Genomic DNA, 12092 nt, shown 5'->3' on the forward strand with positions numbered 1-12092 from the left:
GTGGGAGCGAGCTTGCTCGCGATAGCGGTTTACCTGACACGTTGATGTCGGATGTGCCGCCGTCATCGCGAGCAAGCTCGCTCCCACAGGACCGGGCCTGTCCCTGGGCTTTAATCCGGCCCATGAAAAAGCCCGCAGCGACGGCGGGCTTTTTCAGCAAGCAAGGGCAGATACTCAGATAGGGCGGCTGCCGTACTTGTTGTCAGGCTTCTTGGGCGGATCAGCGACCACGTTGGCCTCCACTTCCTGCACCTTTCCGCCCCGGGCCAGGAATTCCTCCATGGCCTTGGCGAGCGCATCACGCTCCTTGTTCTTGGCCTCTACGCTCGGCAACTCGTCAACCGATACCGCTGCCTTGGCCTTGCCTTTGGCAGTCGGGACCGGAACATCGGCACCGTCGTCGTCAGCGACGTCTTCAGCCGCCGCCTCCAGGCCTTCTTCGGCCTCGTCTTCATCACCTACTTCGAGGTCGTCGTTTTCCAGATCATCGTCGCTCATGTTCTACCTCATGACTTGCGAAAAGCAGATTAGTTATAGCCCAGCTTCGCCATCTGTCGAAGGCTGCCAGAAAAAATTCAACATCCGCCGGCAATCAGCGGTCATGCCCCTTCACCGTGCAAGGTGGCGAGGACTTTACGAGCACCGCCATGATCACGGTGTTCGCCCAAATAGACACCTTGCCAGGTACCCAATGCCAACCGCCCCGCCGTTACCGGAAGGCTGAGTTGACACCCCAGCACACTGGCCTTGAAGTGCGCCGGGAGGTCGTCCAGGCCTTCGTCGTTGTGCTCATAGTCGGCGGTTCCTTGTGGGATCAGCCGATTGAAAAATCGTTCGAAGTCTCGACGTACCGCCGGATCGGCGTTCTCGTTGATGGTCAACGAGGCCGAGGTGTGCTGCAGCCACAGATGCAACAGACCGACACGACAGGCCTTGAGTTCAGGCAAGCCGGCGAGCAACTCGTCTGTCACCAGATGAAAGCCCCGGGGCCTTGCCCGCAGGGTTATCAACGTCTGCTGCCACATACAGATCTCCGCACGTTCGGCGCGCATTCTAGCGCGCTCTGGGAAAAAACAAAGGGCCTAATATTCTTGCCCCCATGTAAGCCTTTGGCGGTAGAAAAACCCATGTCGCATACACAACAAAAGGCGTCGGAAAAACCAGCACGCCCTGTGAGCAATGACAAATTCCAGACAAAAAAATGCCCGGCGAACCGGGCATTTTTTTATGCGCTGCTTACAGGTTGTAACCGCGCTCGTTGTGCTGGGCCAGGTCCAGGCCCACGGCTTCTTCTTCCTCGGAGACGCGCAGACCCATGACGGCGTCCAGTACCTTGAGGATGATGAAGGTGACGATCGCGGTGTAGACCACGGTGAAAGCCACGCCCTTGAATTGAATCCACACTTGCGCGCCGATATCGGTCACGGTGCCGAAGCCACCCAGGGCCGGAGCGGCGAACACGCCGGTCAGGATCGCACCGAGGATACCGCCGATACCGTGCACGCCGAAGGCGTCCAGGGAGTCGTCATAGCCGAGCTTGCGCTTGAGGGTGGTGGCGCAGAAGAAGCACACCACGCCCGCCGCCAGGCCGATGACCAGGGCGCCCATCGGGCCCACAGTGCCGGCCGCCGGGGTGATTGCAACCAGGCCTGCCACCACGCCCGAGGCAATGCCCAGTGCGCTTGGCTTGCCATGGGTGATCCACTCGGCAAACATCCAGCCCAGCGCCGCTGCTGCGGTAGCGATCTGGGTGACCAGCATCGCCATGCCGGCGGTGCCGTTGGCGGCAACGGCGGAACCGGCGTTGAAGCCGAACCAGCCGACCCACAGCATGGCCGCGCCCATCAGGGTGTAACCCAGGTTATGCGGCGCCATTGGCGTGGTCGGGAAGCCCTTGCGCTTGCCCAATACCAGGCAAGCCACCAGGCCTGCGATACCGGCGTTGATGTGCACCACGGTGCCGCCAGCGAAGTCCAGCACGCCCCAGTCCCACAGCAGGCCGCCGTTACCGGACCAGACCATGTGCGCAATCGGCGCATACACCAGGGTGAACCACACGCCCATGAAGATCAGCATGGCGGAGAACTTCATCCGCTCGGCAAACGCACCGACGATCAGGGCCGGGGTGATGATGGCGAACGTCATCTGGAAGGTGATGAACACCGCCTCAGGGAACAGCGCCGCCGGGCCGGTCAGGCTCGCTGGCGTGACGCCGGCCAGGAACGCTTTGCCCAGGCCACCAATGAAGGAATTGAAGTTGACGACGCCCTGCTCCATGCCGGTGGTGTCGAACGCGATGCTGTAGCCATAGATGACCCACAGGACGCTGATCAGACCGGTAATGGCAAAGCACTGCATCATCACGGAAAGAAGGTTTTTCGACCGGACCATGCCACCGTAGAACAGGGCGAGGCCGGGAATGGTCATGAACAGTACAAGAATCGTGGCCGTCAGCATCCAGGCGGTGTCGCCGGAGTTCAGGACGGGGGCTGCCGCTTCTTCTGCCATGGCCAGGCCAGGCATTGCGAAGGACAACAGGGCTCCTAGCCCTGCGAATTTACGCAGAGTCATATTGTTTTCTCCTGGGGCGTTGGGTTTGGCGGCTTAGATGGCGTCGGTATCGGTTTCGCCGGTACGGATGCGGATAGCCTGTTCCAGATTGACCACAAAGATCTTCCCGTCACCGATCTTGCCGGTGTTGGCGGCCTTGGTGATTGCCTCGATCACCCGGTCAAGATCCTTGTCGTCAATGGCGACGTCGATCTTCACCTTGGGCAGGAAATCGACCACGTATTCCGCGCCGCGATACAGCTCGGTGTGACCCTTCTGCCGACCGAAGCCTTTGACCTCAGTAACGGTAATGCCCTGCACGCCGATCTCGGACAACGACTCGCGCACGTCGTCCAACTTGAACGGCTTGATGATGGCAGTGACTAGCTTCATGAAACTTTCTCCCGAATTGGTGGACTTGCCCCAGGAAAACAAACCCGACTCAAGTCTAAGCGCAGTGCCTGGCTTTGTAACGCGTCGTCGGCCCAAGTTGCCCGACAGGTGCCAGTTAACCGATCCTGACGAAACTCCCCGTTTCGCCTGCTGCACTGCATTCGTCACAGCGACTGCATCAGTGCATGGGTCATCAGCCTCTAAGCAGAAACCTTGCCATCTGTGTCCAACCCTCCTGATTTCAACCCCTTACCCGCTGCATGCGGCGGTGTCGGGCCACGAAGCGCAACGATACGCACAACAACGGTGCGACAGCGCCCGGCCCCGTGCGCGAAAAGCGTGCATCCCTGCCTGGCGAATTGACTATAGACACTGCGTGATACACTGCCTGCCATTGTTTTCCAGGACACCTGCCATGCTTGCGCCCAAAGACCTCCTCGACGCCCTGAGCGGCCACGCCTCCCGCCTGTTGAGTGGCGACACGCCGCTGCCAAAAAGCGAAATCGAAAGCCAGTTCAAGGCCTTGCTGCAAAGCGGCTTCAGCAAGCTGGACCTGGTCAGCCGGGAGGAATTCGACAGCCAGATGGTCGTCCTGGCCCGGACTCGGGCCAGGTTGGAAAGCCTGGAGGCGAAAGTGGCCGAGCTGGAAGAACGTCTGGCCTCGACGCCGCAATAAACGACCTCAGCCTTGGGCGACCTTTTGCGATTGTCCGGTGACCGGCGTGATCGGCAATTCCAGGGTGAAAAGCGCCCCCTTGCCCTCCCCCGCGCTGCGCACCGTCAGGTCGCCGCCCATCTCATGGGCAGCCAGAATGCAGCTGTGCAGACCAAAACCATGACCGTCGGCACGCGTCGTGAAGCCATGCTCGAACACCCGGGCAAGGTTGTCCTCGGCAATGCCTTCGCCGTTGTCCTCCACCTCGATTCGCACACGGGCGTCGTCAACCGCCTTCAGGCGTAACGTGATGTGCGGCGACCGATCCGTGACCGGGACAAGCGCCTGCTTGGCGTTGTTTATCAGGTTGACCAGAATCTGCAGGACCTTGTGCTTGTCCAGCGGCATCATCGGCACATCGTCAAGTTCCTGGACCAGCGTCACTTTGTGCCGCACCAGGGACACCCCGCTGATGCGCACCACATCCTCCACCAGTTCACGCAACATGCCCGGTTCCAGCACGCTGGAATTACCGGCGTAGGATTGCTGGGTCGCGACGATGTCCTTGATGTGGTCGATCCTTCGGGTCAGCTGCGCCAGCTCGGCGATCATGGCCTGCTGTTCGATGGCCAGCGCCTCGGCCAACTTGCCGAGATAGTCCGGCAGCGCGCGGCCTTTCGGGTCGCTGCTGATGAAGTCGCCCAGGTCATCGGGATGTTCCTTCATCAACTGGACGACCTTGGCGACTCCCGGCCCCTTGGAAGAATGGACTTTGTCATACAGGACCTGGGCGGAGACATTGACGCTATTGAGCACGTTACCCACGTTGTGCAGCACATTGGTTGCGATTTCCGCCATGCCGGCCCGGCGCGCCGTCGTGACCAGTTCGGCCTGCGCCTCGCGCAACTCGTCGTTGACCCGGGCCAACTGCTGCGGACTGGGGATCTTCAAGGCGGCGGGCACCAGCCGGATCAACAGGATCGCGGTAATCACCGAAGCGATGGCGGTGATCACCTTCACCAGCGCCGACAGCCAGTAGTAAGGCTGCCAAATGGTCAGGATTTCCATGACATGGCTGGTGCCGCAGGCCAGGATGAACACACCGAAAGCCGCCAGCATCCAGTCGAAAGGGACGTCCTTGCGCTTGTTGATGAAGTAGATGAGCGTAAACGGAATGGAGATATAGCTCAGGGTGATCAAGCCATCGGCGATCACGTTGGTCCACAACAGATCCGGCCGCCACAGGTAGCAATGCCCGTGGGGCATGAAGCGCTTGTCGGTCAACAACGCCAACAGATCGTCCATGGGTCACATCCTCTCTGTGCGTTGATCCCGCCCGGTGCCGATCAGACAAATCCAGCTTAGCAGAGGCCTCGCCCGGGCCACGCTCATCCCGGGATGGGGCCGGCGCCTCGGTAATATCCTGCGAAGATTTCCCCTTCGAATGGCCGCTCATGGGCTGGTTTCCCCGACTAGTCTTCAGGAGCCGCAGGACGCGGCACCCTATTCGTCTCAAGGACCGCTTCATGTCGCTCGCCATTGTCCACAGCCGCGCCCAGGTGGGGGTGGAGGCTCCCGCCGTTACCGTTGAAGTTCATCTGGCCAATGGCTTGCCGTCGTTGACGATGGTCGGCCTTCCAGAGGCAGCAGTGAAGGAAAGCAAGGACCGGGTGCGCAGCGCGATCATCAATTCGGGTCTCAATTTTCCGGCACGACGCATCACCCTTAACCTGGCACCGGCGGACCTGCCCAAGGACGGCGGGCGGTTCGACCTGGCGATTGCCCTCGGCATCCTGTCCGCCAGCGTGCAGGTGCCAACGCTGATGCTGGACGACGTGGAGTGCCTCGGCGAGTTGGCTTTATCCGGCGCCGTGCGGCCGGTACGCGGCGTTCTGCCGGCAGCACTGGCGGCACGCGCGGCCGGGCGGATGCTGGTGGTGCCGCGAGCGAATGCCGAGGAAGCCTGCCTGGCATCGGGGCTGAAAGTGATTGCCGTGGATCATCTGCTCGAGGCGGTGGCGCATTTCAACGGCCACACACCCGTCGAGCCCTTTGTTTCCAACGGGCTGCTCTCGGCCAGCAGGCCGTACCCCGATCTCAGCGAAGTCCAAGGGCAGGCAGGTGCCAAGCGCGCGCTACTGATTGCGGCAGCGGGCGCTCATAACCTGTTGTTCAGCGGCCCACCGGGCACCGGCAAGACCCTGCTGGCGAGCCGTTTGCCAGGGCTGTTGCCGCCACTGGCCGAAAGCGAGGCCCTGGAGGTCGCAGCCATCCAGTCGGTGGCCAGTTGCGTGCCGTTGAGCCATTGGCCGCAACGTCCGTTTCGCCAGCCACATCACTCGGCTTCCGGCCCGGCGCTGGTGGGCGGCGGATCCAAGCCCCAACCGGGGGAAATCACCCTCGCCCACCATGGCGTCCTGTTCCTGGATGAGCTGCCGGAGTTCGACCGCAAGGTGCTGGAAGTGCTGAGGGAACCGCTGGAGTCCGGTCACATCGTGATCTCCCGAGCCCGGGACCGCGTGCGCTTTCCGGCGCGCTTCCAGTTGGTGGCGGCGATGAATCCCTGTCCCTGTGGATACCTCGGCGAGCCCAGCGGCCGTTGCTCCTGCACGCCCGACATGGTGCAGCGTTACCGCAATAAACTGTCCGGCCCCTTGCTTGATCGCATCGACCTGCACCTGACCGTTGCGCGGGAGGCGACGGCGCTGAATCCAAAAGGCGAGCCCGGTGGCGACACGGCCACCGCGGCCGAGCGGGTGGCCGAAGCCCGGGAGCGCCAGCAAATACGCCAGGGTTGTGCCAACGCGTTCCTGGACCTGCCGGGCTTGCGCCAGCATTGCAAACTGTCCACCGCCGACGAAGCCTGGCTGGAGACTGCCTGTGAACGACTGACCCTGTCGCTGCGCGCCGCCCATCGCCTGCTCAAGGTCGCCCGGACCCTGGCCGACCTTGAGCACGTGCAGCGGATCAGCCGGGAACACCTGGCCGAAGCGCTGCAATATCGGCCGACCACGGCGTGAAACAGTTATGGTTTGTTCAGGTCCACCAACGGCGTATCCCGCACTTCGGTTTTGCGATCGCCCTGGATGTCGTCGATGCGCTTGAGGGCCTTGTCCACCGCCGCCTTGTCCGCCAACAGGCTGTAGTGGATCTGGAACTGCTTGTGCTCTTTCGGGGCGATGGTCGGCACCAGCCCCAGCGGGCGCTGATAGTGGCGGTTGTAGGAAAAGCTGGTGCCCGGCTCAAGCCCGGTCACGTAGCCCTGGCCTTGGGTATCGGTGTTTTTCCACAGGGAAAACACCGGGAGCGTGGCCGTGTTGAAGCCCACCGAGACGCCAAGGCTGCCGGCCTTGTTGTGCAGCACCGTCAACGTGTCGCCCTTGGCATCGCCGTAAGGCACGACGTTGTAGACGGTTTCGTCGTAATCCTTGGTGGGGGCTCGATAGGTCGTCCAATCGTTCAGGTCGCCCTTGGCCTTGTCATTGAATGGCGAGACTTGCTTGACCGGCGCTGCGAAACGCGCGCCCTGTTCCAGGAAGGGGGTGCTGAAATTACTGTGGTAGAGCGCCTGGTACTCCTTCGGGTAATCGCCGTTGTTGGTCAGCGTGTCGTTGAGGGCGAAGGTCACGCTGCCAGGCTCGGTGACCAGTTCGGTCTGGACCGAGAAATCGACTTTCTTGAACGCCTGCTCCTTCAACTCGCCTCGCAGGGTGATGGCGTAGGGTGGTTTTTCATCGATGTGCAGGGTGACCTTATTGGCTGGAATATTGGCAGCGCGACCATGCAGCGTCAGCAGTTCGCCGTTGTCCATGCCCGGGTGGCCAACCCATTCGTAGCCACAGCGCGTGACGAGTTCATTGAAACCTTCCAGCCAGCCCAGGCCGCCGCGGCCGTTGAGTTCGATGAAGGCTGGATTGACCACTTCCCTGACTGGCGAATCCCAACCCATGCGCACATTGCCGACAGAAGCCTGCAGCACGTTCATGCCTCGGGTCGGGACGACCGAGAGCTTCAGGGAGCCGTTGTCGATGTCGATGATGCTGACGCCTTCCTGCCGACCGCCGTGCAGGGTGCGCATCGTCACGGAGAACGGCTTGCCGGTTTTCACGCCGAGTTGTTCGCTGGTGATTTTCCAGGGCTGGGCAGCCTTGTCGGTGTCGAGCAAGACGTAGTCCCAGGCCATCGCATGGGAGGCAGCGCCCAGGGCGCCAAGGGTAACGAGGAGTTTGAACGGAGTCATGGACGTGACCTTTTATTGGAGTTGTGCGGTTTTTATAGACTTGAAGAAACGTTTCAGCAAGCTTAAAAACAGCAATACCCTTAAAAAGGCACGGCCCCACGATCGACAGCTTTTGTCGGAGCGCTTGCTCGCGATAGCGGTGGGTTAGATTGATGATGTTGGCCGGGCAGCCGTCATCGCGAGCAAGCTCGCTCCCACAGTTTGATATCGGGTAATGCGAAATCCCGGGCCACCCTCAACTCCTGTGGGAGCGAGCTTGCTCGCGATGGCGGTGGGTCAGATTGAGATGATGTTGGCTGGGCTGCCCCAATCGCGAGCAAGCTCGCTCCCACAGGGAATCCCTGGGAGCGGACTTGCGACAGGACGCTTCAGCGGAACCGATCAACCTCTTTGCGCAGGTCCTGCGCCAGTGTTTCCAGTTCCTTGGCGGTGATCGCCAGGTTCGAAACCACTTCCCGTTGCTCGCTGTTGGCCATGGCAATGCTTTGCAGGTTGCTGCTGAGCAACGTCGCGGTGCTGCTCTGCTCCTGGGTGGCGGTGGTGATCGCCGCGAATTGCTGGCCGGCGGAGCGGCTTTGCTCATCGATACGCGCCAGGGCCGAGGCGACGTTGGCGTTGCGCGACAGGCCTTCCTGCATCAACAGGTTGCCTTGCTCCATGGTGCTGATGGCGTTGCCGGTTTCCTGCTGGATGCTCTGGATCATCCCTGAAATTTCATCGGTCGCCTGCCGAGTGCGGGAGGCCAGGCTGCGCACTTCATCAGCCACCACGGCGAAACCACGGCCCTGCTCACCCGCGCGGGCGGCTTCGATGGCGGCGTTCAGCGCCAGCAGGTTGGTTTGCTCGGCGATGGAAGTAATGACGCCAACGATGCCGCCGATTTCCTGGGAACGCTGGCCCAGGGTGTTGATGACCGTGGCCGTGCTGTTCAACGCGCCAGCTATCTGCTCCAGCGACGATGAAGCCTCGTCCATCGACGTGCGACCGATCTTGGTTTGCTGGGCGTTTTCCTGGGCCAGGCGCTGGGTATTGCCCATGTTGTCGGCAATGTCCAAGGACGTGGCGCTGAACTCTTCAACCGCGCCCGCCATGCTGGTGATTTCACCGGACTGCTGCTCCATCCCCTCATACGCGCCGCTGGACAAGCCCGACAGCGCCTGGGCACGGCTATTGACCTCCTGAGAGGCTTTGCGGATGTGCTCGACCATGGTCGACAAGGCCTGGCTCATCTGGTTGAAGGCACGGGCCAGTTGGCCGATTTCATCATGGCTCGACACGTTCAGGCGCACGCTCAAGTCGCCGGCGCCCAGCGCTTCGGCCTGGCGCACCAGATCCCCGAGCGGCGCCAGTTTGCTGCGCAACAACCACATCGCCGAGCCGACCGCCAACAACATCGCCAGCAGGCTGCCAATTGCCAGTTGCGTGCCGACGCTCCAGGTCACGGCACGAATCTCGGCTTTCGGCATGCTCGCCACGACCGCCCACGGCCCACCTTCAAACGGCACGGCAACGCTGTAGAAATCTTCTGCGGTGTCTTCCCAGAACGCACCTTTGCCTGGTTTCTTGACCAGGTCGGTGATGGTCGCGGTGGCCTTGTCCAGCGCCTGCACGCCCGCTGGCGGCACCAGCCATTTGTTTTGCTCGTCCAGCAACGCCAAGGAGCCGGTCTGGCCGATACGGAAGCGCTTGAGGTTTTCGAACTGGGCGTTCTGCGCATCGGTGTAGTCGAAGCCTACGTACAACACGGCGATGATCTTGCCGCCGCTGTCGCGCACAGGCGTGTACTGGGACATGTAGTAGCGTCCGAACAGCAAGGCGCGGCCGATGTAGCTCTGGCCCGCCATGACCGGGCCATAAGCGGGGCCGGCGCGGTCAAGCACGGTGCCGATCGCGCGGGTGCCGTCCTGTTTGGTCAACGAGGTGCTGACGCGGATGAAGTCGTCGCCACTGCGCACGAACACCGTGGCCACCCCGGCGGTCATCGTCTTGAAGTCGTCCACTTCCTTGAAGTTGTTGTTCAACACTTCGCCGCCCAGGCTCAAGCCTGGCGTCTGCGCGCCCGCCACCGCCACGGGTTGGTCCGCATGCACGCTCAAGCCCGCGCTGAAGCGCTTTTCGAACAGACCGGCCAACCGCTGCGTGCTCTCGCGCAAGGTGCTGTGGAACGTGTTGAGCTGGTCGGCCATCAGGCGCGCTTCGCTGGCCAGGTGCTCTTCACGGGTGGACAGGTTGGCAGCGTCCAGCGAACGCAAGGCGAAGACGGTACTGCCGGAAATCACGACCGCCAATATCACGGCGAGGGCAAGGCCCAGCTGTGAGGCGATCCGGGCACGGGGTTGAGACATGACGGCTCCTGGCCGAGAGACCGGATCATCCTGATCACGTCGCACGCTCGGCATCTTATTCGTTAAGGTATGAATTGGCCCTTTCTGAACGAAGGTTCTATGTCCACGGATTCGGCAGCAAACCCCAATACTTGAGCGATCTGGAAGGATTAATGCCAAGGAACTGGCGCCAAGGCTTCAACGATTCAGCCCAGGCGCTCCACGTCGGGTAGCTGCATGGCCTTGACCTCGCCCTGGAGAAAATCGCTGAGCCGACGCAAGCGTTCGCCGCCCGGCCGGGTTTTCGGCCAGACCAGGTAATAATGCTCGCCGCTGGCGACCGCCGTCGGCCACGGCAGGCTCAAGCGCCCCTGGGCGACGTCCTCGGCCACCATCAGCAGGTCGCCCATGGACACGCCATAACCACGGGCCGCCGCGATCATCCCCAGCTCCAACGTGTCGAAGACCTGGCCGCCTTTGAGCGAGACCTTGTCGGCCAGGCCCATGCGCTGCAACCAATTGCGCCAGTCCCGACGATCCGGCGTGGGGTGCAGCAGCTCGGCGCTGGCCAGCCGCACCGCGTCCCAAGGCTGGTCGCTCACCAGGTTCGGTGCGCCTACCGGGATCAATTCCTCGGGGAACAACAAACTGGCCTCCCAGTCCGCCGGAAAGTGCCCGTTACCCAACAGTACCGCACAGTCGAAGGGCTCGACGTTGAAATCCACTGAGTCGATGTCCATCCAGGCGCTGGTCAATTGCACCTCGTTGCCAGGCTGCAGATGCCGGAAACGACTCAGCCGTGCCAACAGCCAGCGCATGGTCAGGGTCGAAGGCGCCTTCATGCGCAGGATGCCGTCGTCACCGTGCAACGTATGACAAGCCCGTTCAAGGGCCATGAAGCCTTCCCGCACACCCGGCAATAGCAGGCGTGCCGCTTCGGTCAACTGCAGGTTGCGGCCGCTGCGCTGGAACAACCGGCAGGCGAAATGATCTTCCAGCGTGCGAATGTGTCGGCTCACCGCACTCTGGGTAATCGACAGCTCTTCGGCGGCCCGAGTAAACGAGCTGTATCGCGCCGCCGCTTCGAATGCCCGCAACGCATAAAGAGGAGGGAGACGACGAGACATTGGGAAAGCTCCTATAGCGATTCTGGAACCCTATCAGAAGATCGTTCCAGCATGAGTTTTAATCATGCCAGCAATCGGATTTATCCTTTTGTGCAAACGACGGCGAGCGCCGAGAATCAACGCTTTACTGCCTTGTTGAACATGGAGCGTGATGATCATGCAGCATCCAGCGCGTACCGAACTCTGGGCCATCCTGCGGCTGGCGGGGCCGTTGATAGCTTCGCAGTTGGCGCACATGCTGATGGTCCTTACCGACACCGTGATGATGGCGCGGCTGAGCCCCGAAGCCCTCGCCGGCGGTGGGCTCGGTGCCGCGACTTATTCATTCGTCTCGATTTTCTGCATCGGCGTGATTGCGGCGGTGGGCACCCTGGTCGCGATCCGCCAGGGCGCGGGCGACATCGAAGGCGCCACCCGGCTGACCCAGGCCGGTTTGTGGTTGGCCTGGCTGATGGCGCTGATGGCAGGCCTGCTGTTGTGGAACCTCAAGCCGGTGCTGCTGATGTTCGGCCAGACCGAAACCAATGTGCTGTCTGCCGGGCAATTCTTGTTGGCGCTGCCATTCGCCCTGCCCGGCTACCTCAGTTTCATGGCCCTGCGCGGTTTCACCAGCGCGATTGGCCGGGCCACGCCGGTCATGGTGATCAGCCTCGGCGGCACGGTGGCCAACTTCCTGCTCAACTACGCGCTCATTACCGGCATGTTCGGCTTGCCGAAACTCGGCTTGATGGGGATCGGCCTGGTGACGGCCATCGTCGCCAACAGCATGGCCCTGGCGCTGGCGTGGCACATCCACCGGCACC

12 protein-coding genes are annotated in these 12092 nt (G+C 61.9%); 3 read left to right on the plus strand and 9 right to left on the minus strand.

Annotation, left to right across the window (positions count from 1 at the left end):
* Positions 1-174: 174 nt before the first annotated feature.
* The 4 genes from sutA to glnK all read right to left on the minus strand — a co-directional run bounded on the left by sutA (position 175) and on the right by glnK (position 2943).
* Complete coding sequence (gene sutA / locus OC610_RS12020; protein WP_007941277.1) at positions 175-498, minus strand: transcriptional regulator SutA; 324 nt, start codon at positions 496-498, stop codon at positions 175-177.
* Between the two features lie 101 nt (positions 499-599).
* Positions 600-1025 carry a secondary thiamine-phosphate synthase enzyme YjbQ gene (locus OC610_RS12025; protein ID WP_030138180.1) on the minus strand — a complete coding sequence of 142 codons (426 nt, stop codon included), beginning with the start codon at positions 1023-1025 and terminating at the stop codon, positions 600-602.
* Between the two features lie 211 nt (positions 1026-1236).
* Entirely contained in the window at positions 1237-2571 is a 1335-nt protein-coding gene (locus tag OC610_RS12030) for an ammonium transporter (protein WP_030138181.1), read from the minus strand.
* Between the two features lie 33 nt (positions 2572-2604).
* On the minus strand, positions 2605-2943 hold the full coding sequence (gene glnK, locus OC610_RS12035; protein WP_002555808.1) for a P-II family nitrogen regulator: 339 nt from the start codon (positions 2941-2943) through the stop codon (positions 2605-2607).
* Positions 2944-3358: 415 nt separating this feature from the next.
* Here glnK and OC610_RS12040 point away from each other — a divergent pair, with 415 nt between their 5' ends.
* Positions 3359-3619 carry an accessory factor UbiK family protein gene (locus OC610_RS12040; RefSeq protein WP_264427963.1) on the plus strand — a complete coding sequence of 87 codons (261 nt, stop codon included), beginning with the start codon at positions 3359-3361 and terminating at the stop codon, positions 3617-3619.
* 6 nt (positions 3620-3625) lie between these two features.
* On the opposite strand, the gene OC610_RS12045 is transcribed toward OC610_RS12040, so the two are convergent.
* On the minus strand, positions 3626-4903 hold the full coding sequence (locus OC610_RS12045) for a sensor histidine kinase (protein ID WP_264427964.1): 1278 nt from the start codon (positions 4901-4903) through the stop codon (positions 3626-3628).
* 221 nt (positions 4904-5124) lie between these two features.
* Here OC610_RS12045 and OC610_RS12050 point away from each other — a divergent pair, with 221 nt between their 5' ends.
* Positions 5125-6618: a YifB family Mg chelatase-like AAA ATPase gene (locus OC610_RS12050; protein WP_198797540.1), complete on the plus strand. Its 1494-nt coding sequence runs from the start codon at positions 5125-5127 to the stop codon at positions 6616-6618.
* Positions 6619-6623: 5 nt separating this feature from the next.
* On the opposite strand, the gene OC610_RS12055 is transcribed toward OC610_RS12050, so the two are convergent.
* The 4 genes from OC610_RS12055 to OC610_RS12070 form a co-directional block, all read right to left on the minus strand.
* On the minus strand, positions 6624-7838 hold the full coding sequence (locus OC610_RS12055) for an aldose 1-epimerase family protein (RefSeq protein WP_264427965.1): 1215 nt from the start codon (positions 7836-7838) through the stop codon (positions 6624-6626).
* A gap of 368 nt (positions 7839-8206) precedes the next feature.
* Positions 8207-10183, minus strand: coding sequence for a methyl-accepting chemotaxis protein (locus OC610_RS12060; protein ID WP_264427966.1), 1977 nt, complete (start codon positions 10181-10183; stop codon positions 8207-8209).
* A 185-nt stretch (positions 10184-10368) separates the two neighbouring features.
* A complete protein-coding gene (locus OC610_RS12065; RefSeq protein WP_264427967.1) occupies positions 10369-11289 on the minus strand; it encodes a LysR substrate-binding domain-containing protein in 921 nt (306 codons plus the stop codon).
* A gap of 33 nt (positions 11290-11322) precedes the next feature.
* On the minus strand, positions 11323-11448 hold the full coding sequence (locus OC610_RS12070) for a hypothetical protein (RefSeq protein ID WP_264427968.1): 126 nt from the start codon (positions 11446-11448) through the stop codon (positions 11323-11325).
* Here OC610_RS12070 and OC610_RS12075 point away from each other — a divergent pair.
* Positions 11441-12092 (plus strand): MATE family efflux transporter (locus tag OC610_RS12075; RefSeq protein WP_264427969.1); only part of this gene is annotated, 652 nt, incomplete at its 3' end. The two genes, OC610_RS12070 and OC610_RS12075, sit on opposite strands and share 8 nt — an antisense overlap.

The sequence above is a fragment of the Pseudomonas agronomica genome (genome assembly GCF_025917275.1).
Taxonomy (GTDB): domain Bacteria; phylum Pseudomonadota; class Gammaproteobacteria; order Pseudomonadales; family Pseudomonadaceae; genus Aquipseudomonas; species Aquipseudomonas agronomica.

Bases quoted from the DNA above. Each gene is read 5' to 3' on its own strand.
- sutA (WP_007941277.1), bottom strand. From the start codon at position 498: ATGAGCGACGATGATCTGGAAAACGACGACCTCGAAGTAGGTGATGAA.
- OC610_RS12065 (WP_264427967.1), bottom strand. From the start codon at position 11,289: ATGTCTCGTCGTCTCCCTCCTCTTTATGCGTTGCGGGCATTCGAAGCG.
- OC610_RS12050 (WP_198797540.1), top strand. From the start codon at position 5,125: ATGTCGCTCGCCATTGTCCACAGCCGCGCCCAGGTGGGGGTGGAGGCT.
- OC610_RS12045 (WP_264427964.1), bottom strand. From the start codon at position 4,903: ATGGACGATCTGTTGGCGTTGTTGACCGACAAGCGCTTCATGCCCCAC.
- OC610_RS12025 (WP_030138180.1), bottom strand. From the start codon at position 1,025: ATGTGGCAGCAGACGTTGATAACCCTGCGGGCAAGGCCCCGGGGCTTT.
- OC610_RS12030 (WP_030138181.1), bottom strand. From the start codon at position 2,571: ATGACTCTGCGTAAATTCGCAGGGCTAGGAGCCCTGTTGTCCTTCGCA.
- glnK (WP_002555808.1), bottom strand. From the start codon at position 2,943: ATGAAGCTAGTCACTGCCATCATCAAGCCGTTCAAGTTGGACGACGTG.
- OC610_RS12055 (WP_264427965.1), bottom strand. From the start codon at position 7,838: ATGACTCCGTTCAAACTCCTCGTTACCCTTGGCGCCCTGGGCGCTGCC.
- OC610_RS12040 (WP_264427963.1), top strand. From the start codon at position 3,359: ATGCTTGCGCCCAAAGACCTCCTCGACGCCCTGAGCGGCCACGCCTCC.
- OC610_RS12070 (WP_264427968.1), bottom strand. From the start codon at position 11,448: ATGATCATCACGCTCCATGTTCAACAAGGCAGTAAAGCGTTGATTCTC.
- OC610_RS12060 (WP_264427966.1), bottom strand. From the start codon at position 10,183: ATGTCTCAACCCCGTGCCCGGATCGCCTCACAGCTGGGCCTTGCCCTC.